Genomic DNA, 26,253 nt, shown 5'->3' on the forward strand with positions numbered 1-26,253 from the left:
AACATTGACGAGAGAGCAGGTGCTGGCGCTGGCTGAGCACGTTGAAAACGCCGAACTGCAGGCGCACGACATCACCAAGGTCACCAACGACTTTCCGGACATGACCTTTGAGGATGCCTACGATGTCCAGTGGGAAATCCGCCGTCGCAAGGAAGCCCGCGGCAACAAGATTGTCGGCATGAAAATGGGTCTGACCTCCTGGGCCAAGATGGCCCAAATGGGCGTCGAAACCCCCATCTATGGCTTCCTGGCGGATTACTTCAGCGTGCCGGACGGCGGTGTGGTCAACACCAAGGAGCTGATCCACCCCAAGATCGAAGCCGAGATTGCCTTCGTCACCAAGGCGCCCCTAAAAGGTCCAGGCTGCCATATTGGCCAGGTGCTGGCCGCGACGGACTTCGTGATTCCGGCGGTGGAAGTGATCGACTCCCGCTACGAGAACTTCAAGTTTGATCTGGTCAGTGTGGTGGCGGACAACGCTTCATCCACCCGCTTTATCACCGGTGGCCAGATGGCCGACGTGGCCGATGTGGACCTGAAAACCCTGGGTGTGGTGGTCGAGAAAAACGGCGAAGTGGTGGATGTGGGCGCCGGTGCCGCCGTGCTGGGGCACCCGGCCTCTAGTGTCGCCATGTTGGCCAACCTGTTGGCCGAGCGTGGCGAACACATCCCGGCGGGCACCTTCATCATGACCGGCGGTATTACCGCGGCCATCACGGTGGAACCCGGTGACAACATCACCGTTCGTTATCAGGGCCTGGGCACGGTTTCAGCCAAATTTGAGTGAGGAGGTCCCATGCCAGTCGCACAGTTAAATATTCTGGAAGGCAGGAGTGACGAGCAGAAGGAAGCGCTCATCCGGGAAGTATCGGAGGCCATTTGCCGCTCGCTGGACGCGCCATTGGAGAGTGTCCGGGTGATCATCAATGAAATGCCCAAACAACACTTCGGTATTGCGGGGCAGTCGGCGAAAAAGCTGGGGCGTTAACGCCCCGGTACGCCTCACACGTATCGGGAGTTCCGGTGAACAGGTTACCTGTCATGTATGTGCGGGGTCAGGGTGAAGACCTGACCTCGTCCCGAGGACAAACGAGCCTTCGCAGGTTTGTGGAGGGCTGCAGCCCCAAGGGCATTGTGTTTATCACCTTGGACGATGCTACACCGTCGCCCCAACTGCTGCTGTACCAGGGACGGGTGGAGCTGGTTCATCGCATGGAGGCCCTGCTGGCCGAAAAAACGGTGGATATCAGCGCAGTGGTGGCGTCATCGGGCGACCTGCTGGTGTCTGCCAATGGCTTGCTGCCCGGGCTTCATCCCGAAGTGATCGAGCTGAGGTTGCCGGGCGGGCTGGTGCAGGAGAGCTACTGCCAAATCGGAATCGGCCTTAACGAGCTGCGTGAAGAGGGAATTCTCGTTATATGCCTGGACCGGGCAATGCCGGAATCGGGCACGCCCGGGCAATCGCAATGGCAGGACCTGCAGATTCGTCAGCTGCTTGGGCGGTGGGAGGATGAGTATCAATGGATAAAAGCCCTGGCACGAGGTGGCCAATTGGAAAATACTGGCGCAGACAATTGCCCGTCGCTCAGCGACACGACAGTCTGTATGCTCAATACCGCGTTCGGGCTGGGGGGACTCAAGGCGCCCCAACGGATTTTCCAGACCGCCCTTAACGACCGGGGGAGGTCGGTGTTCGGCTACGGCTGGATGCACTGATGTTCTTGGTTTGAATAAGGGACCGGTATGTTGAAGTTACTCATCATTGGTGCGGGTGGCATTGGTGGCTACTACGCGGCCAAACTGTCGGCAGCGGGGCATCAACTGGTGCTGACGGCACGTGGGAAACACCTGGCTGCCATGCAGGCGTCTGGGCTGGAGGTTCATTCCCAGGACCAGCGCTTTCATTGCCAGGTGCCGGCCTATGACCATGGGGAGTTGGTCCGCCGTTACCAGCCGGATGACTTCGACCTGATCATGGTTTGCCTCAAATCCACCGCCACCCTGCCATTACTTGATGAGTTGGGCGACTGGCTCATGCAGGGGACCGTGCCGGTATTGTCGTTGCAGAACGGGGTGGACAATGAGCCGCTGTTTGCCCATGCCCTGGGCGAATCCCGGGTTTTGGGTGGCCTCGCGGTTCGCATTGGTGGGCACATCATCAAGCCCGGTGTGGTTTCTGCGCAAGGCGAAGCGCGGATCGTCATGGGCATCTGGCCAACAGCAGGCGAACAGGCTGATCCCCGGCATCGCCTGCTGGATCAGCTGAAAGCGGCGTTCGAGGACGCCGGTATTCCGGTGAACGTCTCGGAGGCGATCCGTTACGAGCTCTGGCGAAAGCTGGTGATTAACAATGGCGTGAATCCACTGTCGGCATTGACGGGCCTGGACACCGGCACGCTGACCCATGACCCGCAACTCAAGCGGATTGTGTACGGCATGATGGCGGAAACGGTTGAGGCCTCAAAAGCCGATGGGGTAAATCTCAGTCAGCAGGACCTGGACGACATGTTCCAGTTGATCAGCGAGTTCGACCCCATCAAGACCTCCATGCTGGTGGATAAGGAAAAGGGCCGGCCGCTGGAGCTGGACAGCATTGCCGGGGCAGTGATACGTCGTTGCCAGCAGCAGGGGCGGGAGGCTCCGTTCACCGAAACGGTGGTGGCGCTGCTCGCCCACGCCAACTGACGGATCAGGCCGCGACGGCACCTGAGCCGTCAGGCCGTGGTTTTGACGTTACGCCGCCGCCATTGCCAGCCCGCAATCAACGAACCACCCACGATGGCCAGGCTGGCGATCAGTAGGGTCCAGCTGGCCTCGGCCTCGCCAGCCAGCACCAGCAGCACCACCGAAATCAGCGGCGCGCTGTAAGCGAGGGTACCCAGCAGCTGAAGGTTGCCGTGCTTGATGCCGTAGTCCCAGGTAAAGAATGCGACCCCCACCGGCCCCAGGCCAAGACCAATCACCCCAAGCCACTGGGTCAGCGATTGTGGCCAGACAGTTTCTTCCAGTTGCCAGTGACAGGCCAGCGCCAGTAGTGCCGTAACCAGACAGAACCAACCAACGGCATCAGTCGGTACCGAACGGACCAGGCGGCTGAGTACGGAATAGCTGGACCAGATCAGTGCGCATCCGAGGGCAACCAGGTAGCCCGTCAGGTACTGATCCTGGAAGCCGGCGCTGTCCCACCCGATCAGCATCCAGCACCCAAGTACCGAGAGGATGGCACCCACAATGTGCTGGTGCCTCAGGGTTTCACCGGGCAGCAACGACGACAGCAACACGATAAGCAGGGGCCACAGGTACGCGAGCAGGCTGACCTCCACCGCGGGTGCCAGGGTCATCGCCTTGAAATAGCAGAAGTGATAACCAAACAGGCCGCCAACACCAATAAGCCAGGCGAACGGAGACTGTTTCAGGTACCGGACGCCAGTCTCACTCCGCCGCAGCCATCGCAGCGCCATCAACAGGAAGGCGATGGCAAAGGTCATGGCCATCAGCTGGAACTCCGGGATTTTCCCGCCGGTGAAACGGGTCAGCAGGGCCAGGGTTCCCCACAGGAATATGGCAGTGCTTCCAATCAGTGTTGCGTTGGTTCGGGTCATGATGAGTGCCGGTTTTCATCCTTATTTCAAAACCGAAGTGTAGGCCGGGGTGGCGCCTTTCGTCTTTCGCAAGTTGGCAGGAATGTTTGCCGGTCTGGCGGAGTGCCGGGCGGGTCAGTGTCGTTTGCTGAGTTGGCGGAAGTGAGCTGGAGCGTGGCCAACATGTTTGCGGAAGCGATCGCTGAAGGCGGCCACACTTGTGTAGCCGACGTTCTCTGCAACCGCCTGCACACTGAGCGATGTCGACACCAGCAAGTGCCGGGCCTGTTGCATGCGGCACTCAATGAGGTAGTGCTGTGGGGTCATGCCCAACTGCCGTTTGAATAGCTCGGTCAGTTGCCGGGGACTCAGGTGTGATAGTTGCGCTAACCGCGCGAGCGATACCTGCTGCTGGTAATGCTCATCCAGATAGGCCCTGGCCACTGCCACCCGGCGGTCGGTGCGGATGGTCTCGCGATGGCGCTCTTCCATCAGCTGAAGCAGCAGCATCATCATCTGGCGATGGGTGTTGGTGCCTCCTTCAGCGCTTGAGGCCTGGTGCTGAAGGAACCGCACATAATGGGTCAGGCCCGCATCCAGATCAAAAAACGCCGGTAGCCGATCCAGGGTGGGCGCGAGGGCTTCCGGGATGTCTGCCACCAGGAACTGGTTGGGACCGGAGGCCGAAAAATTGTGGTCGGTGCCTGCCGGAATAACCGCAGCAAGGGCATCAGATACCGCCCCGCCGCGCCCGTCGATCGACAGCGCCAGGGTTCCGGCCACCGGGAGCACCAGTTGATGGTGGTCATGGCTATGGGTTTTGGCTTCAACGGCGTAACTGCGCAGTGTCAGGGCCAGGTCTGTCATTGTTGTGGGCTGGCCTCGCGGGCGCCTGGAATCTCGATCCCTGCAAGCGCTTCGTTGAAAATGGCCAGCCAGCGCCGCCCCGCTTCGGTGTTCTCGAAGGCCACATGCAGGGTTTGGGTAGCCAGTGTTTTCGGGTTCATCTGTAGCTGGTCGCTGATGGCCCTGACCCGGGGGTTATGGTCACACAGGTACGCCAGTACCTCCGGATCAATCACCACAAGGTCGACGCGGCCGGCCGCCAGTTTGAGCAGGTTCTGGCTATCGGTGATGGCTTCGGACACCTGGATGGAACCTGCGGCTATTCTTGCATCCAGGTCGGGGGTGTTGGCGTAGTCCTGGACAACGCCAACAGTCACCATACTCAGGTCGTCCAGATTATCCCAGTGAACCGGGGCGCTCCTGCGTTCGGCAAAACCGACGGTACTGATGCCAATGGGCGCCGACATCACGAAGACGTCGGTGTCGAACTTATATTCGGGCAGGTAGCCAATATGGTTTTCGCTGGTTTGGACGGTTGCGATGGTCCGGGACCAGGGGAAAAAGTCGACGAGCAGGGTGTGGCCCGCTGCCTGGAAAGCTGCACGGGCAACCTCAATGGCGGTTCCCTGGTTTGGCAGTTCTTCACCGGAATAGGGTGGCCACTCCAGGCTGGTGAGCATAACCGTTTCGGCACGGCCCTGAGGGCTCGACACAATGGTGAGGGCGAGGATTAACTGCAATAGCTTGCGCATGTTCAACGTAGGAACCGGCCGTAAAAAAGGAGCAAGACCCATTGTAAACATTCCTGAGCATTTCGCACGATGTCGTTGGACTGCGCGTCGTTGTTGGTCTGAAAGGTGATAGTCCTTCACAAACCTGTCATAACCCAGCGGTTTAATGACGCTTCGTGAAAGTGAGTTCGCGCACCATGGGCCCTCGGTTCAGAGATGCCCTGGGCAGCAACATCAGGTTTGCTGCCTCCCCGCCTCAGGAAGAGTACATACGAGAAAGGGTAACGTTGTTGCCCAGCGGTTTTTACGTTTGTGCTGGAGTTAGTATGTTCGCCAATGACACCGACCATACCGGGAGTGATTCCGTTTACACCGTAATGTCGAAGGACTGCCTGGAGGTTCTGGCCCGTGGCCGTTGGAACCGCCACGGATTATTCAGCGTTGCCGAGTACGAAGTGCAGCTGTCCGACGGTGAAACCCTCTACCGGTCCAGCTGCTTTGAAGCCGTGCAGCACTTCATCGTCATGCTGACGGAACCCTGCAAAGTCGCCTTTCCCGGTTGACCTGAAAAAGCCGCCGGAGGGATCGCTCCCTGCCGGCGGAAAAGGCGTGAACAAAGGGGTGAGAAGAAGGTACGCCTGAGGGTCAGGCGAGGGTGGGTTCGGCCTTGGCCTCGGACAACGCCTGGTCTTTCAGAACCCGGCGCAGGATCTTGCCAACGTTCGATTTTGGCAGCTGATCGCAGAAAATTACTTCTTTGGGGACCTTGTAGGGGGTCAGGCTTTTGCGGCAGTGTTCCAGAACTTCGGCCTGGCTCAGCTCCGCATCTTCCGGCACCACATACAGGCGAACCCGCTCGCCAGTCCTGGCATCGTCCATACCAATAACCGCGCACTCACGCACTTTGGCATGCAGGGAAACCACGTCTTCAATTTCATTCGGGAAGACGTTGAAGCCGGAGACGATGATCATTTCTTTTTTCCGGTCGACGATCCGGGTCAAACCGTCGTCCTGAATCATGGCCATATCCCCGGTGCGGAACCAGCCGCCGGGCAGGAACACCTTGGCGCTCTCGTGGGGGCGCTTCCAGTAACCTTTCATCACCTGGGGACCTTTCACACACAACTCGCCAATCTCACCATTGGGGAGCGGTTGGCCGTTGTCATCAATGACCTGGATCTCGGTGTCCGCGACGGTGACGCCAATGGTGCCGACCCGTGGGTCAGAGGGGCGGTTGAGGCACACTGCGGGGGCGGTTTCACTGAGCCCGTAGCCTTCGGAAATGGTTACCCCGGTCACCTGGCGCCACAGCTCGGCCGCGGCGCGGGTGAGTGCCATCCCACCGGACGAGGTCAGTTTCAGGGAGCTGAAGTCCAGGTTCCGGAAAGCGTCATTCGAGCACAGTGCGACAAACAGCGTGTTGATGCCGGCAAAGCCGGTGAAGGGCCAGCGGCTCGCGGCGGTGATCAGGCTGTCCAGGTCACTCGGGTTGGGAATCAGTACGCTGTGGGCACCGCGTTCGAACAGGGCCAGCAGATGGAAGGTGAACGCATAGATGTGATAGAGCGGCAGCGGTGCGATATAGATTTCCTGCCCGGGTACCAGGTAATCGCCCAGCAGCGCAGTGATCTGCAGCTGGTTGGCAACCAGGTTGCTGTGGGTCAGCATCGAGCCTTTGGCAACACCGGTGGTGCCGCCGGTGTATTGCAGTACCGCCAGGCTGGTGGGCGTGGCATCCGCCGGAGTGGGGGTGTGTCCCAGACCAAGCGCCAATGTGGTCTGCAGGGGGATGATCTGTTGCAGTGGCGAGCGTTCAACCATGCGCCCGCTCACCAGGGTCTGCATGTCGTTCAGGCTGGTGTGGATCAGCAGTTCAATGGGGGTTTCCGCCAACAGCTCGTCCGCCAGGTCGAGGCGGCTGTCCAGCAGCACCAGCGCCCGGGCCCCGGAATCGCTGAGCTGATGTTTCATCTCCCGGGGGGTATAGAGCGGATTGGTATTGACGACCACCAGCCCGGCACGGATGGCGCCAAAGGCGGCCACCGGGTACTGCAGGATGTTGGGCAACTGGATGGCGATGCGGTCACCGGGGCGGAGGCCGGCCTCGTTCTGGAGGTAGACCGCAAAAGCCCGGGACAGGTGATCCAGTTCGGAAAAGGTCAGGGTGACATCAAGGCAGGAGAAGGCAATGTTGTCTGGGTATTGCTCGAAAGCGCGGTCGAGGAGATCTGAAATGGTTTGAAAACCGAAAGGGTTCAGGTGATCGCTGATGAGTTCCGGTACCCGGTCGAAATCTGCAGACTGCATCGGTGTTTCCTCCCTGCCTGTGGCAGTGGTTTGGCGGTGGCATAGCCGCAGCGGAGGTCCGCCAAGTGCTGTACTAACCCGCCTCATTGTTGTTAGGTCAAACTCAATTCCTGAACCACACTAACCGAGCCGATGTCAGTCAGCTGTATCATTAGGCGCCAGTTAGTATCAGTTTGCGCCACAATCGGCCGGGGGCTATCATGCGCCCGGTCACTTCACCCAAACGGTAATCGAGCATGCTGCTCCGGCTGTCATCCGCGCTGATCGGCTTTTCTGAGCTGGCCCAACAGTTGGGGGCGAACCCGGCGGAGCTGTGCGCCCGAGCAGGGCTGGACCCCGGCTACCTGCACACCACCAACCAGTTCATCCGTTGTGAAGCGTTTAACCGACTGCTGGAGGTGGCTGCGCAAGCCTCCGGGCGGGAAGACTTTGGCTTGCTGCTGGGGCGCGAGATCAACCTGGCGGTGATGGGCCCCACGGGGTTTATTATCCAGCACGCAGGTAGCGTGATGGAGGCTCTCAACGGACTCCGGCGCTACAACCACCTGCATGACCAGGGCACGCTGGTGCAGCTGACAACGGATCATGGCAAGGCGTATTTTTCCTCGCGGAATCTTGCCGCGTCGGATGAGGCTTTCCAGGTGACCGACCGGGCGGCGGGCCTTGGCATGGCAGTCATGCGGATGTTGGGTGGTCCGGATTGGAGCCCTGACAAGGTGCTCTTCCGCCATCGGGCACCCGCCGATACGGGGTTGTACCAGAAAGTGTTCGGATGCCCGGTGCTGTTCGGCCAGGAAGAAAACGCCTTGGTGTTTGATGCCGACTTCCTGGATGCCCCGATGACCCAGGAATCGAACAGCTACACCAACCAGATTGTTCAGGACTACATCCGCCGCCTGGAAGGCCAGGCTCCCCGTGACCTCATATCCAAGGTCCGGCTGCTGATCCAGCAGCTGTTGGGTACCAACGGCTGTTCACTGGTTAAAATCGCCGACTCGTTACGGGTCAGCAAACGCTCACTGCAGCGCCACCTCAACCAGCAAGGCACGTCGTTCAGTGAACTTGTTGAAAGTGTCCGCATCGACATGGCCCAGCAGTACCTGACGGAAACCAGCATGTCGCTCACCCAGCTGGCTGAATTGCTGGGCTATACGGAAACCAGTAACTTCTCCCGGGCCTTCAAACGCCGGGTTGGTCTTGCACCGTTGGCGTGGAAGAAAGCCGCGTCTGCCGGGGAGGTGTCTGGCCGTTGAGCATAAGAAATTATTTTTAATTCCGGATCGGTATATCTTTTTGATATATTTTGTATATACTTTGTCTATCTTCAGAGGTTAGATGCTCTATGGCTGCAGACGCAGAAAGCGATAAGGCTGTTAAACGTGGAAAAGGAAAGGCCGGGAAGAAAGATGCCCAGCTCCTTATCCGCATCAGCAGCACTGAGCGCGATGAATTTATTGCTTTGTGTGACGAGCTGGACACCAGTGCAGCCCGGGAAATCCGAAAGTTTATCCGAGGCTTCATCCAGGATAACAAGAGCGACTGAAGATACGACAGACGCAAACAGTCAATAGCAGAATCAGGAGCAGAGATAATGGCCAAGAAAGCTACCAAGAAAGTCACCAGCCTGAAAAAAGAAATCAAAGCTCGTAAGGCAAAGATTGCCAAGCAAGAAGGCAAACTGAAAAGCCTGAAGAAAAAGCTGAAAAAAGCTGCCTGATATTAGTCTGAGCGGGTGTGATAAACGCCCCTCGACATCAGGTAGGCGGGCTTTCTGAGGAAAGCCGCCGTCGAAAGCCCCGCATCTTGTGGGGCTTTTTTGTGTGCGGTGTATCCCTCAGCTAACGGCGTGGGCTAGTATCGGTAAAAATAGCGCACTCACCCGTCAATGGAGCTGACCATGAAAGACCTGGATCAACATAAGAAAATTGCGGTCTTGATCGATGCGGATAATGCCCAGCTTTCCAAGCTCCCACTGATACTCGAAGAGTTGTCATCCCATGGCCATGTGGTCACCAAGCGGGCTTACGGTGACTGGTCTGTCGATTCACTGAAAAACTGGAAAACGGTGCTGAATGAGCTGGCGATACAGCCGATCCAGCAGTTTGCGTATACCAAGGGAAAGAATGCGACAGATGCGTCGATGATTATTGATGCGATGGACCTGCTTTATTCCCAGAAATTTGATGCCTTTGCCCTGGTGTCGAGTGACAGTGATTTTACCAAGCTGGCGTCTCGTCTTCGCGAGGACGAAATCTACGTATTTGGCTTTGGCGAGCACAAAACGCCAACGTCTTTCAGAAGTGCCTGCGACGACTTCCTGCTAACGGAAAACCTCTCCGTCGAGCAGGTCGAGGAGCCTGAACCAGAGTCCCTGCCGGTTAGATCGTCAAAGCACTCCAGGAAAGTGCCGGAGATTGTGAGGCTGCTGAGGCGGGCATGGGATCACGTCCAGGATGACCAGGGTTGGGCAAACCTTGGCGCCGCAGGCTCCTTCCTGAAACGCGCAAAATCCGACTTTGACCCCCGCAGTTACGGTGCCAAGAAGTTATCGGACCTGTTTGCTGATCTGGGAGACTATTTTGAGGTTCGAAAGGGGGCCGGAGGGGCCGGTATCCGCGCCTATCGCCCGATCGGGGATAATCGGACATAGGTATTGAGAATTCGACATGGTGCCCGGACGCGGAATCGAGCCACGGACAGGGAATTTTTAATCCGTTGAACTGACACTTCGTTGACACCTTGCCTAAGCTGGAATCAATCCATGCAAAGGAGTGATTCCAGTGTGCGGCCGCTACAACATCATAGACAGCCCCGAAGTCGGAAACCTGATGGACATTCTGGGCCTCACCCTCTACCCCGAAACCCGCTACAACATCGCCCCAGGGTCACAAGGCCAGATTGTCTATCAGGTCGGTGATGAACGTTACCTCGACGATGCCTACTGGTCACTGTTAATGGAGCCAAAGCCAGACGGCACCGGCTACCGGCCATCCCCAGACTACAGCACCTTCAACGCCCGATCGGGCAGCCTGGGAAGTAGCCCGCTGTGGAAACCACGGTTCCATTCGCAGCGGGCCATCATACCTGCCAGTGGTTTCCATGAATGGACAGGAGAGAAAGGGCATAAACAGTGCTACAACATCCGGGCAGAGAGTGGGGCAATCGCATTCGCTGGCTTGTACGAAATCTGGGACTTTGAAGGGGAGCGCGTACCCGCCTTCACCATCGTCACCCTGCCACCACACCCCAGGTTCAGCCGCATCCACCCGAAAAGCATACCGCTCATGCTGCGGCCTGATGATTTCGACATGTGGCTAGATCCCTACCTCACAAACACCGATCCACTACAGCACCTGCTGAAAAGCCAGATCCGGCAGCCGATCATCGTGGAGCCGGTAAGGTCACCGGAGCGGCTGGAACCGGTAGGGGAGGCCGAACATCTGCAGGCTGACGCTTAGCAAAGCGTGAGACTTTAACCTTCTTCTCAAAAGCCCTTGGGAAATGACGACTAACACCCCGCCCCTAAATCCGTAGACTGGCCCCGAATCATCCGGCCAGGACTTACCGCTGGCATGGATGCTTGGCCAACGCGACACTTGCAGAGTGGTGTGACTGGTTAGGGAGAGGTCTGGCACCATTCCTTCTCCCTCCTAAAAATAGATTTGTCCCAGTTTTCTTCGGTTTTCTTGCGCCGCGTTTAGTGGGGCTTTTGTTTTTGGTGAGTATCCATCACGTAATGGTCTGAGCTATTATCCGGGGGAATAAATAACGTACTCACCCGTCAATGGAGCTGACAATGGGGTTTCTGAAAACACTAGCCAAAGTATTCCTGGCGAATGTTCTTATTATTGCTTTAGCGGTAGTTCTGTATGTCGCTTTTGTTGGTCGCGTTGAAGTAAAGTTGGTTCAACAACCAGGCTCTGAAAGGCCTGCAGTCGTGGTTACGTTCGGAGAGATCAACGAGCGTCTCGCACCTGCCATCCAGGTGACCCAGCAGCAAAATGTATCCCTTGTTGCCAGCAGTACTGCTCAGTCCTCGCAAACTCAACCAAGACAACTGTCATCTACACGCTCGTCTGACGGAGCCAGCGCTTCGGCCATCAGAAGCTCTGCCCATATGTGTCAATTCTGGGCGAGGATGTATGCCAATGATCAAGAAACCCAAAGCCGGATTCACCGGGAAAGTGCTTGTTCTCGTTATGAGCTCCTTAGTGGCAATAGTAGAACGGCCATCGTTAGCCGATCTGTGCTAAATGGAGCTGATACTTCGGTGCAGAGGCAGCAATTTCTACAGAGACAGACTCTCGCAGAGAGGCGCCAGAATTTAGCGGAGCAACTGCGGGAACAGCGCGAGTTGCAAGCTCGCTGTGATAGTTATAACGAGCAGCTGGATGATATTCAGGCTGAGCTGAGGTCAGGGTATAGCGTTTCCAGGGGAAACCACCTGCGTTCTTTACGGCGGGAGGTCAGTGAGAAGTATTCAAGAGAATGTATTTTGGGGCGGTGAGGATATGTTTGCCCTAAATTTTTTGGAGGTGATCGATGGCTAGGAAAGGTCGCCAGAGACGACGTGCGTTCATCCCTGCATACGAATCGTACTATATCCCTCCGTTTCAGGATTTCTGTGAATTGCTTAGGGTGCCAACAGGACCTATTGAATTGGTGAATGCTTTGTCTCGGCTCACTGGACTAGAACCAAAAGTTGGGCGTTCGACGGTAGCAAAGCTTACGACAGTGGGGGTTAGTGAGAAATCGTTTGGCTTGCTTTCAAATTACTTCAAAGCTGCGGCGCCAGGAGTTGATTTTTCTCCGGGGTTTGTTCGTAAAGTTCTGATATATAAAGGATTGAGATCCAATTATGCAAGTTGGTGTGGTCCAATTGAGGGGGTTAAGCAGTCTCTGTCGCAAGAGCGCTGCTCTAGGCTTTACCCAATGATTTCTTTTGTGGAGGAGCGGGCTAGGCACCAGCGAGGTATGCGTCTAAAACTTGTTGCTCTGCGCAAGCTGGCTAAACAGGGTATGGAGGGCCAAGCGGTGGAAGGCGTTCGATCGCTTGAGGCTGAGCTTTACCGTAAATATACCTTAGTGCCTTCTAGCGTAATTGACTCCGCAGTTTCTATATTATCTTTATCTATTCCAAGTAGTGAGTTTTCCGTAGAGAAGAAAGAGGTGCTTGCTCGTTACTGCTTATATCAATACTGGGATTTTTACCTTTCTGCTTTAGCTCTTTTTGAGGCGTTATCGAAGTACTCCTACCAAGGCGAAGAGGGCTTGTTAACGACTCCGACAGCCTTTATGCGTGTGCTTGGCAAAATTGTGTCATCGGATTGCCGATCTCCTAGAAATGTATTTGAAGCCCTTCTCGATGATTGGCGAAGCCACTTCTCTAAAGGAAGGCGTCACATGACCTGGGCGGACTTGGCAAAGGGAATCCAGCTTGATCCAGAAACAACGGTTGCTGGTACTACCCTTAAAGAGCGCCAGAAAAAACAGCTAAGGGATTGGCGTCTCGGGAAGAGTTACCCTAGTGAGGAAAAGTTGAAGCAGTTTCTGTTGCATCAACCTTCGGGTCCGACTGACTTGATTGATCTCATGGTCTTTCATGGGGTGATAGCGCGGGCTTTGGATAGACTAATTAATGTATCGATCCAAGGGCAGAAGATTAGTGGGGTCAGCAAAGAACTGAGCTGGGCAATTCTGCGAGAAATATTTGCAAACTATTCTCGGCACTATCACAAAGCCCTGGAGTTCGCGCCCTACCTTGAATGGAAGAAGGCGGGAAGTTGACCGCCTTACAGGCGGTCGTATGAAAGTAACGGCGTTTCCTAGTCTTGACTATCCTGATAGGCAACACGATCTTCCCAATCTTCAGGGCGCTCATCCTCGCCACGACTCTGCCAATAGGCATCGTGCTCAGGGTTCAGTTGGCAAGAGCGGTTGTCGTCGTCATGTTGGGCCATTGGTTAGGTCTCCTGGTTCTTGGTTGCTGCTCGCTGGGCTCGGGCTTTGAAGGGGCGCTGTTTTGTTTTGTTCTCACCTTGCTTGTCTTCATTGCTTTGGATTCGAGAAGCATCTTCCTTGGTCATGCGCTGTTTCTTAGCCATGAGTGGTCTCCCAAAAGGATTTGTTTGCCGGGTTCCCCGGGTGCAAGGCCATCATGATCTAGACGAGCATATGAAAGGAGGGGGGGGGCGAGTCCAATTAATTCAGCATTTGTCTGACTTCTCAGGTTTAGTCTCGTTTCCATGTGAGGCGGGAAGATCGCTTTCCTCGGAATAAGCTAGAGCAATGCTGCCCTCAGCAGCTTTTGATTGTCTTGCTTAGATTAATGACTGGCCTGGCGCGGTAGGGTGAAGAACGCTGTTCAGTAAGCTATCCCTTGAGTACCTGCGAGCTTTAGGGAGTTAGAAGGTTGCTGGTTGAAGAGGGCAACCTCCATCCGACAATGTAGGAAGAGTGCATCAACGAAATTATTCTTTATTAATCGAAGCCGGTTTTTGCTGTCTATACAGTTGGTACGGCTGTTCGGTTATTAAGGCTGCGGTGTCAGTATCATGCTTGATTCTATGTGCCCAAGAAATGCTGTTTGCCATACGTTTCTATGGCTGCCGTTTTCCTTATTATCGCGACGTAAATATCGCAATTTGATTTATATCGAGTCTCGAGTTCTCTCGTGAGAAGTGTGGGAGAGTTTTTAAAAGCAGTAAGGGGGTCTTGTTGTGTGATTGAAGGGGAGTGATAAATGGCCTTGGGAACAGCTGGGGTGGATTTATTTTCTAGTGATTTTCTATGTATGGCTCAATCCGAGCCCGATTATAAAGACCACTGATATTGTAATTAATGCTACGTACGAAAGGGGAAGGGAGAAACGAAAAAAGCCGCTCAAGAAGCGGCTTTTTTGCGGAATTCAAAATGGTGCCCGGACGCGGAATCGAACCACGGACACGGGGATTTTCAATCCCCTGCTCTACCAACTGAGCTATCCGGGCATGTTGCGGTAGTGCTCTGCAACGGGGCGCTATTAAACCGGTTTAGCGGTAGTGAGTCAAGGCTGTGGATGAAAAAAATATGAAACAGTTTTCCACCTGCACAAAGCTTGATCAAAACTGGGTTATTTCTCCGGTGGTACGTAGCCTTCAGCCTTGTCGAAGGGCTGGTTGTCGAGGAAGTTTTCCATCTGGGCCTGCAGGTATTTGCGGGTATTCGGGTCCATCAGGCTCAGGTGCTTCTCGTTGATCAGCATGGTCTGCTGGGCCTGCCATTCCTGCCAGGCTTTCTTGGAGACGGTTTCAAACAGCTCCTGGCCTTTCTGGCCCGGCATGGGCGGGAAGTCGAGGCCTTCGAGTTCTTCATTGTATTTGCGGCAATGGACGGTACGGCTCATGTTGGCTCCTATGTCGGTGCTGCCGGTGGCTCTGGCGTGGATGATACCAGATCACAACAGGGCGGTTTGGCCCGGGTCTGTGAGCAGGGTGCGGATCGGGGCGGGCAGGCCGAGGGCGAGGGCTTCGTCCCGGTATAGCCAGCGGCGGTCGTTATCGTCTGCCACACGGGCCTGGGGCCTGGCCGCGATAAGGGCCGGGCGGATGTGCAGGTGGTAGTGGCTGAAGGTATGGCGGAAACCGGCCTGGATGGTGACGTCTTGGCAGCTGAGGCCCAGGCTGCGTTCGCAGGCTTCCGCCAGTTCATCAGACTCCAGCGCCGGGTCCAGTTCCGGCAGGCTCCACAAGCCTCCCCAGATGCCACTGGCGGGACGTTTCTCCAGCAACACCCGGCCATCGGGGTCTTCGAGGATCACCATCCAGGTGGACTTTTCCGGCTTTTCTTTCTTGGGCTTGCTACCGGGGTAGCGGGTGGCTTCGTCCGCGGCATAGGCCGCGCAGCTGCTGCTTAACGGGCAGGTGTCGCAGCCCGGTCGGCTGCGGGTACACACCATGGCACCGAGATCCATGATCGCCTGGGTGTAGTCGCGCACCCGTTCGGTGGGGGTGTGGCTTTCGGCGTGATCCCACAGCTGGTTCAGCACCCGGGTCTGGCCTGGCCAGCCGTCAACGGCATGGTGGCGGGCCAGAACCCGCTTCACGTTGCCGTCCAGGATCGTAGCCCGTTGCTGGAATGCCTGGGCGAGGATGGCGGCAGCGGTGGAGCGGCCAATACCCGGCAGTGACTCCAGCTGGGCCTGGTCGGCGGGGAAGTCGCCACCAAACTCGGTCACCACCTGCTGGGCCGCTTTCTGCAGGTTGCGGGCGCGGGCGTAATAGCCCAGCCCTGACCAGTGTCCCAGCACGTCGTCCACCGGGGCTTCTGCCAGCGCATGCACCGATGGAAAACGGGCCATAAAGGCTTCGTAGTAGGGGATCACCGTGGCTACTTGGGTCTGCTGGAGCATGATCTCCGAGACCCAGACCCGATAGGCGTTGCGGTCATGGTGCCACGGCAGCGCTTTGCGGCCGTGGCGGTCGTACCAATCCAGCAGGCGCTGGGCGAAGCTGTCACTCATTGGCCGAACAGGCCTCTCAGGGCGTCGCGGACCTGATCGGCGCTTTCGCTATCCAGGTGCCGCTCCAGCTCTTCGGTGACCTTTTCTTCTGCACGCTCACGGGCACGGTCAATCTCTTCCTCGGCCTTGGCGCGGGCGGCATTCGCGGCGATGTCCTTGAGGGTGTCGCGGAAACGGGAACCATCAAAGGAACAAAGGCCGGCGGGGTCTTCGTCAAAGCTGCCCCGGCATTCCAGCGGGATAACCACGTTCTCGACATACTCGGTGACGCGGCAAGCCGGATCGCGATGGATTTCGCCAACAATGCGCAGGCCTGCCTCGTAGTCCAGCTCGCTTGCGCTGAGGTCAACCGTGCCGTCACCTTCCAGTTTCATGCCGGCAAGGGCAGCAACCAGGTCGGTGTTGGTCAGGGTGTTGCCGTCAATCTTGAGCACGGCGTGGAGGTCGTTGAATTCGGTGGTGGTGCCCCAGCCTTCAGCGGCCAGGGATTCCTGGTTGGCCAAGGCGATGCCCTGGCACGCCATGCGCGTCAGGTTCATGCGGGTGAACTGCCCTTCGGCAAGGCTAACCTTGATTTCACCACCGGCATTGTTGCGAAGCGCCGACATCCGGTTGCCCATTGTGGTGATGTTGAGGTCCAGGTTGGCACCGCCGGTGAGCATGTCCACCTCGGCCAGATTCATTAGCAGTGGCTGAACCTGGATACCGGCAACATCAGAAGTCAGTGCCCACTTCGGGTTGTTGGTGCGGGCATCCAACGTTGCTGTTGCATCAAACTCGCCCTGGTACATCTTGCCGCTGAGATCGTCGAGTTTCAGCAATCCGTTGTTGGCGGAGATGGCGGTGTTCAGTTCGGTGATGGTCAGGTTACTGGCGACCAGCTCTTCCAGGCCCAGCTGGATATTCAGCGCGAGGGTGCGCAGGGCATCCAGCGGCAGCAGGTCGGACTCGGCGGTGTTTGCGCCGGCCGGATCAGCAGGGGCGGCCGGTTCAGCGGCATCGGCGGCTGTGGTGTCGCCTTCTTCAGCCGGGGGCAGGTAACGGTCCACGTTCAGGGCAGTGCCCTGAAGGGTGAGCGCCACGGCGCCGTTATCCAGGGTGTAGCTGCCGTTACCGGAGAAGTTGGTGTCGTCCAGCTGAAGGGTGATGTTGTCCAGGGACACCTTGCCGGCGGGGCCGTTAATAGCGGTGGCGAAGGCGATGGCCTGGAGCACGTCCGGGTCGCTGGTTTCGATCGGCTGCTGGCCCAGTGCGGCCAGCAGCTTCTTCAGGGAGAAGGCGTCAATGCGCAGGTTGCCGCTCAGCTGAGGGGCATCGCCGAAGCCCTTGACGTTGAGGTTACTGCTCAGCTTCAGGTCAGCCAGACTGAGTTCGAGGTTTTCCAGGTTGGCACTTTCATTCTCGAGGTCGGCCGCAGCGGAGCCGGACACCTGTGCCAGTACGTTTTTGCCGCCAAACGGCTCACCGCCCATGTCAAAGCGCCCGTTGATGTCCTGAAGCGCAAACTGGTTGAGGGCCTCGTTGGCCATGACGTTGGCACGCAGGGAACCGTCCACGGAGAACTGTGGCTTGGCAGTCGCTACCCGGAAGGCCAGTTCGAACGGGAACGTCTGGCCGAGGGTAATGTCGCTGGCATTGAGGGTAACCCCTTCCAGAACAATGGACTGACCGCTGGACTGGTCATCGTAATGGATCTGGGCGTTGCTGATCTGAACGTGCTCGACATTGAAGTTCAGGGGAGAGGGCGCTTCGCCTTCTTCAGTGGCGACGGTTTCCGGGGCCGTGGCCGGGGCTTCTGTCGCGGGGGCGGCCTCCGATTCCTGGGCTTTCTCGCCTTGCGGTACGATCCGGTCCCAGTTGGCGTTGCCGTCAGCGTCCACTACCAGACGGGCATCGAGGCCATCAAGAACGAAGGTGTCCACCTGCGGCGACATGCGGATCAGCGACAACAGGCCAACCTGGGCTACCAGCTGGTCCAGTTTGACAAAGCGTTCGCCATCCAGAGTGGCTTCGACACTGTTCAGCTCAAGACCAAGGGGAATGAATGACCAGCCGATATCGCCATCAAGCACCAGGTCGAGGTTGGTGGCGTCTTCAACGGCTTTTTCAATCTGAGGCTTGTAGTGATTGGGGTCAATCACCGCAACAGCGATGGCAATTGCAACGGCGATAAGTACGATCACCGCAACCATGGCGATAACCAGGTATCGAACTGCTTTCATGGCATCCGCATCCTTCCGAAAAAAGTCCAATGGAGAGTAATAGAGAGTCAGGCAAATTACTGCAAGGATAGCGCACGTGGGCCAAGATCTATATGACAACGCATGACCAATAAGACAGAATACGGGCTCTCAAACCTATTCTGATAAAAACCACCCGTATTGCGATGGTTAGTCCCTAAAAATAATGTGACAAATACGAGGAGAGGCTTGTGGCCATTACTGTAGCCATTGAGTTAAGCCGGGATTTTGAAATTCCTGGTGCGTACAACGATGTTTTTGAGCTGCTGGCGGATGTACCCCGGTCAGCGAGCCATTTCCCCAAGGTAGACCAGTTGGTGGATCTCGGCGGCAATGCCTTCCGCTGGGAAATGGAAAAAATCGGTATCGACAAGCATGCCATCCAGAGTATCTACGCGTGTACCTACAGCGCCGATGCAGACTCGGGAAGCATCACCTGGGTGCCGGTAAAAGGTGAGGGGAACGGTGTAGTCAGCGGTTCCTGGGCCCTGACGGCCAATGGTGACAATGCCACCACCGCCAAGTTCCGCACTAAGGCGGAGTTGACGCTGCCCCTGCCGGGTCTGCTGAAACTTGCCATCAGCCCGGTGATCAAGCACGAATTCAACAGTCTGGTAGATACTTATATCTCTAATCTCCAGAAAGCGTTCTGATTACAGGACTGACCCGAAACCGGCGGTGCATGCCAGAAACTGCGGAACGTGATCCGGAGTCTGGCAGGCCGCCGGTTTTGTTTGTCTGCTGCTGAACCATTGCCTGCCGCTATCGGCGGGATTGAAACCGTGGTGGGACGGCGGCTTGCATAATAGGTATAATCCGCATTCGATTGATGACAGGCATTGTGCCGACTGATTGCTACTGGAGTCCCCATGGCCGAACGCAAGGCGCGGGTAGAGCGAAATACCCTTGAAACCCAGATCACCGCTGAGATCAATCTCGACGGTACCGGTAAAGCCAATTTTGAAACCGGAGTTCCTTTCCTGGACCACATGATGGATCAGATTGCCCGCCATGGCCTGGTGGACCTGGACATCGTTGCCAAGGGTGACCTGCACATTGATGACCACCACACGGTGGAGGACATCGGCATTACCCTGGGGCAGGCCTTCAAACAGGCCGTGGGCGACAAGAAAGGCATCCGCCGTTACGGCCACGCCTATGTCCCCCTCGACGAGGCGTTGTCACGGGTGGTTATTGATCTGTCCGGTCGCCCGGGCCTGATCATGGACGTACCCTATACCCGCGGTTCGGTGGGTGGTTTTGATGTGGACCTGTTCGAGGAGTTTTTCCACGGCTTCGTCAACCACTCCATGGTGACCCTGCACATCGATAACCTGCGTGGCAAGAATACCCACCACCAGATCGAAACGGTGTTTAAGGCCTTCGGACGTGCGTTGCGCATGGCTATCGAAACCGATGAGCGCATGGCTGGTATCACCCCGTCCACCAAAGGCACCCTGTAAGGCCGGAGACTCGTTTAGATGAAGACCGTTGCCATCATTGATTACGGTATGGGTAACCTCCATTCCGTAAGCAAGGCTGTTGAACACGTCGCGCCGGATACCCGCGTGCTGGTGACCAGCGATGCCGCCCAGGTTCGCGAGGCAGACCACGTTATCCTGCCCGGGGTGGGGGCTATCCGCGACTGCATGGCGGAAATCCACCGCCTGGGTGTGGATGAGCTGGTCCGGGAAGTGTCTGCTGACCGCCCGTTGCTGGGGATCTGTGTCGGTATGCAGGCGCTGATGTCCCACAGCGAGGAGAATGGCGGAGTAGACTGCATCGACCTGTTTCCGGCGAAAGTGCGCTACTTCGGCGACAACCTGAAAGAAAACGGCGAACGTCTTAAAGTGCCGCACATGGGCTGGAATGAGGTCTACCAGGCCACCGACCACCCGGTCTGGCACAACATTCCCGATGGCGAGCGTTTCTATTTCGTCCACAGTTATTATGTGGAAGCGGAACATAACCCTGACCTCGCCGGTCGTACCCATTACGGTGTCGACCTGGCGGCAGCGGTGGCCCGGGGCAACATCTTTGCCGCCCAGTTCCATCCCGAGAAGAGCCACAACGCTGGTTTGCAACTACTGAAAAACTTCGTAGCCTGGACCGGGGCGTAAGCCCGGTCCGGACTCTACCGACAGACTGATACGGATTCCCCTATGCTGATTATCCCTGCCATCGACCTCAAAGACGGTAAATGCGTGCGCCTGCGTCAGGGCCGTATGGATGACTCCACCGTTTTCTCCGATGACCCCGTTGATATGGCCGCCCGTTGGGTGGATGCCGGCGCCCGCCGCCTGCACCTGGTCGACCTGAACGGCGCGTTTGCCGGTGAGCCGGTTAACGGTGAAATCGTCCAGGCGATCGCCAAGCGTTTTCCGGACCTGCCGATCCAGATTGGTGGTGGTATCCGTTCGGCGGAAACCATCGAGGCCTATCTGAAAGCTGGCGTACAGTGGGTCATCATTGGCACCAAGGCAGTGAAAGAGCCTGAGTTCGTGACAGAGATGTGCAAGCGTTTTCCTGGCCACATTATCGTGGGCCTGGATGCCAAGGATGGTCGCGTGGCCACCGACGGCTGGGCGGAAGTGTCTGAGGTGATGGCAACCGATCTGGCCAAGCGTTTTGCCAGCGATGGTGTTGACTCCATTGTCTACACCGACATTGCCCGTGACGGCATGATGCAGGGTGTTAACGTTGAGGCAACGGCTGCCCTGGCAGAAGCCGGTGGTATCCCGGTTATCGCCTCCGGCGGTGTGACCAATATGGACGACCTCAAGCGTCTGGCAACAGTGGCGGACAAGGGTATCCTCGGAGCCATCACTGGTCGCGCCATCTATGAAGGAACGCTGGACGTGGCAGAGGCCCAGGCCTTCTGCGACAGCCTGTAAGCTGGCCTCTCACTATTAGCGGAGTACGCATTATGTCTTTGGCCAAGCGCATCATTCCCTGCCTCGACGTTGATAAGGGGCGGGTCGTCAAGGGCGTCAATTTCGTCGATATCCGGGACGCCGGTGATCCGGTCGAGGTGGCCCGGAAATACAACGAACAGGGCGCCGACGAGATTACCTTCCTCGATATTACGGCCAGCCACGAAAGCCGTGACACGACGTATGAAACCGTAGAGCGCATGGCGGCGGAAGTCTTTATCCCGCTGACCGTGGGTGGTGGCGTACGGACCGTGGATGATATCCGCAAGCTCCTGAACGCGGGTGCCGATAAGGTCTCCATCAACACCGCTGCGGTGTTTAACCCGGAGTTTGTGCGCGAAGCCGCCGAGCGTTTCGGCAGCCAGTGCATTGTGGTGGCGATCGACGCCAAGAAGGTGAGTGGTGACGGCGAGCCGGACCGTTGGGAAATCTTCACCCACGGTGGTCGCAAGCCGACCGGGCTTGATGCCGTTGAGTGGGCAAGGAAGATGACCGAGCTGGGTGCCGGGGAGTTGTTGCTGACCTCAATGGACCGGGACGGTACCAAGATTGGTTTTGACCTGGGCCTGACCCGGGCGGTCAGTGATGCGGTGTCGGTGCCTGTTATTGCCTCCGGCGGTGTTGGCGAGCTTCAGCACCTGGCCGATGGTGTAACCAAAGGCGGTGCGGATGCGGTTCTTGCTGCATCCATTTTCCACTTTGGTCAGCACACCATCCCCGAAGCCAAGGAAGCCATGCGTGAACAGGGCATTGAAGTCCGCCTCTGATTGATCGTGCGGTGAGCACGTCTCGCATGAGACCCGCCCTGATCGAGTATGGTCAGGGCGGTCAGTCTGATGTCACTCCCATCCCCTGTATGTCCCCAGTAATGAGTCCCAAGGGCAATGTTGCCTGATGCTTTCCTGATCGCTTTTGGCCGCTAAAAGCGCGGCGTTGTCGAGCACTTGAAGCCCGGTCTGCCAACATGCCTGCATTTTTGTAATATTAGCATGTAAACTTTGTTTCCCCGCTTGCGCTCGTCAGCTGTCTCCAATATTATTTACCGGTCAGTACATAATTTGTACTAACACCTTTCAGGATGTATTCGGCACGGATCGCCAGCCCTGAATTGCAGCGCCGCTGCAATAAGTCATCCCTTATGCACACCCAGTTTCTGGTAAGTGCGACCTGAGTGGCTATAGGCAACGACGCCAGGGGAACGCCTGATTGGGCCGGGCCTGATCACGGTAGCTCCTTCACTCTCGAACTCTTTCTGCTGAAAAGACATGTCATTCTGGCCCGCTATCTGCTGGCGCCATGGTGATCGAGGAAGCTACATGGAAAGTAACGACCCGCACTCCATCACGGACTTCGTTCAGGCTTGCCATACTGTCTCCAGCCTTCCTGATTTTCGGAGCACAATCTATGACCAGCTGCAGCGTTTGATCCCCCATGCCATGTTCGCGTTTGGCACCGTTTGTCTCTCCAACCTGATCCTGAAACAATCCCTCAACATCAACTTTCCGAACGAATATCTGGGCCCCAACGTTTCCCAAACGTGTCCGGAAATTCGTCAGTGGGTCCGGGAAGAACGGCCACTCTATGTTGCCCAGGGCCAGGGACATTCAAACACTGCCGCAGCCTCGTCGCTGGCCCGTTACAAGATCCGCAACCTGGCGGTGCATGGGGTAACAGAGCTGAACCGGAGGCAGGCCTGCCTGTTTTTGTTCGGGGGGGTGGATGTTTTCCGTGACGAAGTCGAAAACAAACTGCAGCTACTGATTCCTCATCTCTATTTTGCGCTGGCAAAGATTGGCGACTTCGACCGCGCGCCCGGCCGAGGTCTGCTGACCAAGCGCGAGGCCGAGATCCTGGAGTGGATCTGTATCGGGAAGTCGAATTCGGAAATCGGGATGATTCTGGGCATCAGCCCATGGACGGTGAAAGTCCATGTGAGTAAAACCATCGAAAAGCTCAATGCGTCCAATCGTTGTCACGCGATTGCGATTGCCATGCACCAGGGGTTGATCGAGGTGTGAGCGGTTACCGGAGCTGTGGGCCCCGGTAACCTGAGGCGAGGGCTAGAGATCAAGCACCAGCTCTGCGCTTTTTGAGCGGGAGCAGCAGGGCATCATCTGATTGCCAGCGGCCTTTTCCTGTTCACTGAAAAAACAGTCCCTATGGTCAGGCTCACCGCGGATGACATTGGTAATGCAGGTACCACAGACTCCTTCCTCACAGGACATGGGGATATGGACACCATGGCTTGCCAGCACCTCGGTAATGCTCTTGTCTTTGGGGACGACAAACCGATTTCCGGAGCGGGCCAGCATGACTTCAAAGCTACCGCCCGTCTTGTCTGTGGTTTCAGGAGGGCTGAACAGTTCGTAGTGAATGTTTTCCTCTGCAACACCCAGGCTCGCAGCTATGGCGCGCGCTGATTCGATAAAACCATGGGGGCCACAGAGGTAGACCTCGGTCTGGTCGCCGGCTTTCAGGCTTGCAAAGGCCGCCGCAAGGTTCGGGCTGGCCAGTGCAGATTCATCATCAAAATGCACAAAGGCATTGGCCTCATAGGGCGCCTGCGCTATCCAGTCGAGAAAGCCTGCCTGGGATTGTGACCTGGCGAAGTAATGCAGCTCGAACGGGGTTTGGCTCCACGCCAGGGCTTCCGCCATGGACAACAGTGGGGTTATGCCGATTCCGCCGGCGAGCAGCAGGCTCTTCCTGTCAGGGCGCAGGGGGAAATGATTCCGGGGCGTACTGATGGTGAGCTGGGCGCCCTCAATAACCTCATCGTGGAGGGCTCGGGAGCCGCCCCTGGAGTTGGTCGCCCGGAGAATACCAACGACATAGCGATGGGTCTCCCTGGCGTTGTTGCACAAGGAATACGGCCTTACCACGCCGCCTGGCGCCTTGATGTCGATGTGCGAGCCGGGGCTGAACGGCGGCAGCAAGCCGCCGTCTGCAGACCGTAGCTCAAGGCGGACGATATCGTCCGTTTCGACGATGCGCCGGGCAACCTTGACCAGCATGGTCCCGTTCATCCTTCCGCCTCTTCTGGCTGTGGCGCTGGTGTCCTGTCCTGCAGTGTCGCCAAAACCTCGCCGAGCGCGTTTACGAGGGCGTCAGTCTGCTCTTTCCGGCGAACGACATTGCGCAGGTAGAACTCCGTTGACCCCACCTTGTTGCTGCATTCACGAACCACCAGCCCGTAGTGGTCAAGTAGCAGGTCGCGGACATGCTTTCCGGAAACACCGCGGGGAAGCTCGCTGAACAGGAAGTTGCACTTCGATGGGTAGGTGACTAGCCCCGGTATGGTCTGGAGCTGCTCGAACATGTAGTCCCGGTCCTGGGCGACCTTCGCGAAACTGGACTGGTACTCATCCTTGAAGCGCCACATGTTCTTGAGCACGAAGCCGGCAAGCCCGTTGATGTTCCAGTAAGGCACTTTCCGCCGGAGCGCCTCGGCCAGCTCGGTATTGGCGACGGCATAACCCAGGCGAATGCCATGCCAGCCGAGCGACTTGCCCATGCTCTTGACGACGATGATATTGGGGGAGTCCATCGCCAGGCGCTCGGCGCTTTCGAGGTCCGAGAACTCGATAAAGGACTCATCAATCAGAATGTGGTCGACGTCGCTGAGGGCATCCGCAATTGCGCGAATGTCGTCGCCCTCAAACCAGGCACCGGTCGGGTTGTTGGGGTTGCTGATGACCACGGTGGATGCCGCGGTTTCCCTGGCAGCTTGAATGACCTCGTCTGCGCTCAGCTGGAAGGCGTTCTCCTTCTTTCGCTGAAGGTAGTGAACCGGAATGTCGAAGTCCGGGGGGATGTCCGTCCAGCGGCCGAAGGTGGGAACTGAGGTCAGAATCGGTCCACGGCTTTCACGACACAGGATTGTGATGACTTCGGTGATGCCGTTGGCAGCCACGATATTCTCGGCCGGGGAGCCGCACAGGTCGGAAATGCACTCCTGATAGACCTGTGAGTAATCCGGGTAGTACTTGAGAATGTCCTGCATGTTTCGCTCGATCAACTCGACCATTTCCGGGGGCGGAAAGTACGAGTTGGCCGGAACGCAGAAATCCACCAGCTGACCTTCGAAGCGGGTCTTGTCTCGAATCTGGAAGATCGATGGGTTGTGGAACGGCGTTTGAAAAATGTTCAGGTGTTTATTCGAACTCATGGGCGCCTCCGCCAATCACATTGAATGTTCCAAGTATCTGCAGGGAGTCACCAAACCGTTTCGCGATATGGGTCCGCAAGTGGGCTTCGAGTTCGTCCGCTTCGCGGAACAGAACGCCGAGCACGGTGCCGCTATGGGCGCAGTTAACGCCAAGGGCGCCGCTGGTCATTGCGAATTGCAGGAGTGGGTCAAACTGGGGCTTGAACATGATTTGCTGATTCAGCCGGGCACTGCAGGTGGCGGCATACGCCACCGCATCCAGGTCTCCGGTGATCAAGCCGCGCTTCAAGGTGGCCACGGCGTCGCGAAGGTAAGCCTCGTGGGCTTTATAGATACTGCGAGCCCGAAGCCTGTCGAAGGTGATGGTATCTACGTTACCGCCACAGTCGACGATCAGCACCTTGAGCCCGGTAGGGGCTGGCAGGGATTCGAACAGGTGCCCGGTCAGGTGGTTCAGGTGAGCGATACCGGGGAAATTGACGCAGTCCGACGGCTCAATTTCCGTCACAACCGACGCAAAACTCTCCATGCCCAGGGAAACCCCGCAATGGTCATTCACCGCCATAAAGGCGGCCGTGATGTCAGCGGAACTGGAGGCCATGCCTTTGCCTCTCGGAATGTCGCTGAACAGGTTCAGTTCGTGGGCGAGTTCGAGGTCATGCTGCTCGGAAGCAAGCAACAGGGTGTCACGGATCTTGGAAAAATGCCCAGGGCTGGAAATGTGGAGTCCCGGCTCGGGGTGGCCTTTGACGGTGGCGTAGGAATATAAATCAATCGGGCAGTTGATCAGAAAATCCTGTCCATCCAGAGCACCCTGTACCAGTTCCCCGCAGGTGCCCGGGGCTTTCAGGCGTGTGACTCCCGAATGGGTCTTTGTGTTTGAAATACTGCGTCCTGCAACAGCTTGCATACAACCTCCTGTCATAGATGAGGCCCCGGGCCACTAG

General features: G+C 57.1%; 30 protein-coding genes and 1 tRNA gene. 18 read left to right on the forward strand and 13 right to left on the reverse strand.

Going from position 1 to position 26,253, the window contains the following annotated elements; genetic code table 11:
* The 4 genes from dmpH to BMZ67_RS17920 all read left to right on the forward strand — a co-directional run.
* Positions 1–787, forward strand: a 787-nt coding sequence (gene dmpH / locus BMZ67_RS17905; RefSeq protein WP_245750031.1) for a 2-oxo-3-hexenedioate decarboxylase, incomplete at its 5' end; no start/stop codon positions are given.
* 9 nt (positions 788–796) lie between these two features.
* Complete coding sequence (locus BMZ67_RS17910) at positions 797–988, forward strand: 2-hydroxymuconate tautomerase (protein ID WP_092026604.1); 192 nt, start codon at positions 797–799, stop codon at positions 986–988.
* Positions 989–1,023: 35 nt separating this feature from the next.
* Complete coding sequence (locus BMZ67_RS17915) at positions 1,024–1,716, forward strand: hypothetical protein (protein ID WP_139214407.1); 693 nt, start codon at positions 1,024–1,026, stop codon at positions 1,714–1,716.
* A 27-nt stretch (positions 1,717–1,743) separates the two neighbouring features.
* Entirely contained in the window at positions 1,744–2,685 is a 942-nt protein-coding gene (locus BMZ67_RS17920) for a ketopantoate reductase family protein (protein WP_092026610.1), read from the forward strand.
* Between the two features lie 29 nt (positions 2,686–2,714).
* On the opposite strand, the gene yddG is transcribed toward BMZ67_RS17920, so the two are convergent.
* From yddG to BMZ67_RS17935, 3 genes are all read right to left on the reverse strand, one after another.
* On the reverse strand, positions 2,715–3,602 hold the full coding sequence (gene yddG, locus BMZ67_RS17925; protein ID WP_092026613.1) for an aromatic amino acid exporter YddG: 888 nt from the start codon (positions 3,600–3,602) through the stop codon (positions 2,715–2,717).
* A gap of 114 nt (positions 3,603–3,716) precedes the next feature.
* Positions 3,717–4,448: an AraC family transcriptional regulator gene (locus tag BMZ67_RS17930; protein WP_092026615.1), complete on the reverse strand. Its 732-nt coding sequence runs from the start codon at positions 4,446–4,448 to the stop codon at positions 3,717–3,719.
* Positions 4,445–5,179: a substrate-binding periplasmic protein gene (locus BMZ67_RS17935; protein WP_092026882.1), complete on the reverse strand. Its 735-nt coding sequence runs from the start codon at positions 5,177–5,179 to the stop codon at positions 4,445–4,447. The genes BMZ67_RS17930 and BMZ67_RS17935 overlap by 4 nt, the downstream gene beginning before the upstream one ends.
* Before the next feature lie 305 nt (positions 5,180–5,484).
* Between BMZ67_RS17935 and BMZ67_RS17940 the strand changes: the two genes are divergently transcribed.
* A complete protein-coding gene (locus BMZ67_RS17940; protein WP_092026618.1) occupies positions 5,485–5,721 on the forward strand; it encodes a hypothetical protein in 237 nt (78 codons plus the stop codon).
* 82 nt (positions 5,722–5,803) lie between these two features.
* On the opposite strand, the gene BMZ67_RS17945 is transcribed toward BMZ67_RS17940, so the two are convergent.
* The gene (locus tag BMZ67_RS17945) at positions 5,804–7,465 is read right to left on the reverse strand and encodes an AMP-binding protein (protein ID WP_092026623.1); all 1,662 of its coding nucleotides are present in this window, start codon (positions 7,463–7,465) and stop codon (positions 5,804–5,806) included.
* 236 nt (positions 7,466–7,701) lie between these two features.
* Between BMZ67_RS17945 and BMZ67_RS17950 the strand changes: the two genes are divergently transcribed.
* The 7 genes from BMZ67_RS17950 to BMZ67_RS17975 all read left to right on the forward strand — a co-directional run bounded on the left by BMZ67_RS17950 (position 7,702) and on the right by BMZ67_RS17975 (position 13,252).
* Positions 7,702–8,718 (forward strand): AraC family transcriptional regulator, encoded by a 1,017-nt coding sequence (locus BMZ67_RS17950; protein ID WP_092026626.1) that lies wholly within the window; start codon positions 7,702–7,704, stop codon positions 8,716–8,718.
* An 89-nt stretch (positions 8,719–8,807) separates the two neighbouring features.
* Entirely contained in the window at positions 8,808–9,008 is a 201-nt protein-coding gene (locus BMZ67_RS17955; protein WP_092026628.1) for a hypothetical protein, read from the forward strand.
* Between the two features lie 48 nt (positions 9,009–9,056).
* Positions 9,057–9,182, forward strand: a complete 126-nt coding sequence (locus tag BMZ67_RS18790; RefSeq protein ID WP_281246625.1) for a hypothetical protein — start codon at positions 9,057–9,059, stop codon at positions 9,180–9,182.
* Positions 9,183–9,362: 180 nt separating this feature from the next.
* On the forward strand, positions 9,363–10,115 hold the full coding sequence (locus tag BMZ67_RS17960) for an NYN domain-containing protein (RefSeq protein WP_092026631.1): 753 nt from the start codon (positions 9,363–9,365) through the stop codon (positions 10,113–10,115).
* 130 nt (positions 10,116–10,245) lie between these two features.
* Positions 10,246–10,923, forward strand: coding sequence for an SOS response-associated peptidase (locus BMZ67_RS17965; protein WP_092026634.1), 678 nt, complete (start codon positions 10,246–10,248; stop codon positions 10,921–10,923).
* A gap of 338 nt (positions 10,924–11,261) precedes the next feature.
* Positions 11,262–11,972 carry a hypothetical protein gene (locus BMZ67_RS17970; RefSeq protein WP_092026637.1) on the forward strand — a complete coding sequence of 237 codons (711 nt, stop codon included), beginning with the start codon at positions 11,262–11,264 and terminating at the stop codon, positions 11,970–11,972.
* A 35-nt stretch (positions 11,973–12,007) separates the two neighbouring features.
* The gene (locus BMZ67_RS17975; protein ID WP_139214408.1) at positions 12,008–13,252 is read left to right on the forward strand and encodes a hypothetical protein; all 1,245 of its coding nucleotides are present in this window, start codon (positions 12,008–12,010) and stop codon (positions 13,250–13,252) included.
* A gap of 38 nt (positions 13,253–13,290) precedes the next feature.
* Here BMZ67_RS17975 and BMZ67_RS18795 read toward each other — a convergent pair whose 3' ends face one another.
* The 6 genes from BMZ67_RS18795 to BMZ67_RS17995 all read right to left on the reverse strand — a co-directional run bounded on the left by BMZ67_RS18795 (position 13,291) and on the right by BMZ67_RS17995 (position 18,187).
* On the reverse strand, positions 13,291–13,425 hold the full coding sequence (locus tag BMZ67_RS18795) for a hypothetical protein (protein WP_281246626.1): 135 nt from the start codon (positions 13,423–13,425) through the stop codon (positions 13,291–13,293).
* A 3-nt stretch (positions 13,426–13,428) separates the two neighbouring features.
* Positions 13,429–13,569 carry a hypothetical protein gene (locus BMZ67_RS18640; protein ID WP_175481965.1) on the reverse strand — a complete coding sequence of 47 codons (141 nt, stop codon included), beginning with the start codon at positions 13,567–13,569 and terminating at the stop codon, positions 13,429–13,431.
* A gap of 809 nt (positions 13,570–14,378) precedes the next feature.
* Positions 14,379–14,454, reverse strand: a tRNA-Phe gene (locus BMZ67_RS17980).
* A gap of 122 nt (positions 14,455–14,576) precedes the next feature.
* Positions 14,577–14,849 carry an oxidative damage protection protein gene (locus BMZ67_RS17985; RefSeq protein WP_092026643.1) on the reverse strand — a complete coding sequence of 91 codons (273 nt, stop codon included), beginning with the start codon at positions 14,847–14,849 and terminating at the stop codon, positions 14,577–14,579.
* 51 nt (positions 14,850–14,900) lie between these two features.
* Positions 14,901–15,965 (reverse strand): A/G-specific adenine glycosylase, encoded by a 1,065-nt coding sequence (mutY, locus tag BMZ67_RS17990; RefSeq protein WP_092026646.1) that lies wholly within the window; start codon positions 15,963–15,965, stop codon positions 14,901–14,903.
* The gene (locus tag BMZ67_RS17995) at positions 15,962–18,187 is read right to left on the reverse strand and encodes an AsmA family protein (protein ID WP_092026648.1); all 2,226 of its coding nucleotides are present in this window, start codon (positions 18,185–18,187) and stop codon (positions 15,962–15,964) included. Before BMZ67_RS17995 ends, mutY begins: the two co-directional genes overlap by 4 nt.
* A 209-nt stretch (positions 18,188–18,396) precedes the next feature.
* Between BMZ67_RS17995 and BMZ67_RS18000 the strand changes: the two genes are divergently transcribed.
* The 6 genes from BMZ67_RS18000 (at position 18,397) to BMZ67_RS18025 (ending at position 23,156) form a co-directional block, all read left to right on the forward strand.
* On the forward strand, positions 18,397–18,858 hold the full coding sequence (locus BMZ67_RS18000) for an SRPBCC family protein (RefSeq protein ID WP_092026651.1): 462 nt from the start codon (positions 18,397–18,399) through the stop codon (positions 18,856–18,858).
* A gap of 216 nt (positions 18,859–19,074) precedes the next feature.
* Entirely contained in the window at positions 19,075–19,668 is a 594-nt protein-coding gene (gene hisB / locus BMZ67_RS18005; RefSeq protein ID WP_092026653.1) for an imidazoleglycerol-phosphate dehydratase HisB, read from the forward strand.
* An 18-nt stretch (positions 19,669–19,686) separates the two neighbouring features.
* Complete coding sequence (gene hisH, locus BMZ67_RS18010; protein WP_092026656.1) at positions 19,687–20,325, forward strand: imidazole glycerol phosphate synthase subunit HisH; 639 nt, start codon at positions 19,687–19,689, stop codon at positions 20,323–20,325.
* A 42-nt stretch (positions 20,326–20,367) separates the two neighbouring features.
* Positions 20,368–21,099: a 1-(5-phosphoribosyl)-5-[(5-phosphoribosylamino)methylideneamino]imidazole-4-carboxamide isomerase gene (gene hisA / locus BMZ67_RS18015; protein ID WP_092026658.1), complete on the forward strand. Its 732-nt coding sequence runs from the start codon at positions 20,368–20,370 to the stop codon at positions 21,097–21,099.
* A gap of 32 nt (positions 21,100–21,131) precedes the next feature.
* Positions 21,132–21,905: an imidazole glycerol phosphate synthase subunit HisF gene (gene hisF, locus BMZ67_RS18020; RefSeq protein ID WP_092026661.1), complete on the forward strand. Its 774-nt coding sequence runs from the start codon at positions 21,132–21,134 to the stop codon at positions 21,903–21,905.
* A gap of 549 nt (positions 21,906–22,454) precedes the next feature.
* Positions 22,455–23,156, forward strand: a complete 702-nt coding sequence (locus tag BMZ67_RS18025) for a helix-turn-helix transcriptional regulator (RefSeq protein ID WP_175481966.1) — start codon at positions 22,455–22,457, stop codon at positions 23,154–23,156.
* A gap of 42 nt (positions 23,157–23,198) precedes the next feature.
* Here BMZ67_RS18025 and BMZ67_RS18030 read toward each other — a convergent pair whose 3' ends face one another.
* Genes BMZ67_RS18030 through BMZ67_RS18040 form a run of 3 tightly spaced genes read right to left on the reverse strand, consistent with a single transcriptional unit; the run spans position 23,199 to position 26,216 of the window.
* On the reverse strand, positions 23,199–24,164 hold the full coding sequence (locus BMZ67_RS18030) for a PDR/VanB family oxidoreductase (RefSeq protein WP_092026666.1): 966 nt from the start codon (positions 24,162–24,164) through the stop codon (positions 23,199–23,201).
* Positions 24,161–25,306 (reverse strand): pyridoxal phosphate-dependent aminotransferase, encoded by a 1,146-nt coding sequence (locus BMZ67_RS18035; protein WP_092026668.1) that lies wholly within the window; start codon positions 25,304–25,306, stop codon positions 24,161–24,163. The genes BMZ67_RS18030 and BMZ67_RS18035 overlap by 4 nt, the downstream gene beginning before the upstream one ends.
* Positions 25,293–26,216 carry a GHMP family kinase ATP-binding protein gene (locus BMZ67_RS18040; RefSeq protein ID WP_175481967.1) on the reverse strand — a complete coding sequence of 308 codons (924 nt, stop codon included), beginning with the start codon at positions 26,214–26,216 and terminating at the stop codon, positions 25,293–25,295. The genes BMZ67_RS18035 and BMZ67_RS18040 overlap by 14 nt, the downstream gene beginning before the upstream one ends.
* Between the last annotated feature and the right edge of the window lie 37 nt (positions 26,217–26,253).

The sequence above is a fragment of the Marinobacter zhejiangensis genome, assembly GCF_900114775.1.
GTDB classification, from domain to species: domain Bacteria; phylum Pseudomonadota; class Gammaproteobacteria; order Pseudomonadales; family Oleiphilaceae; genus Marinobacter; species Marinobacter zhejiangensis.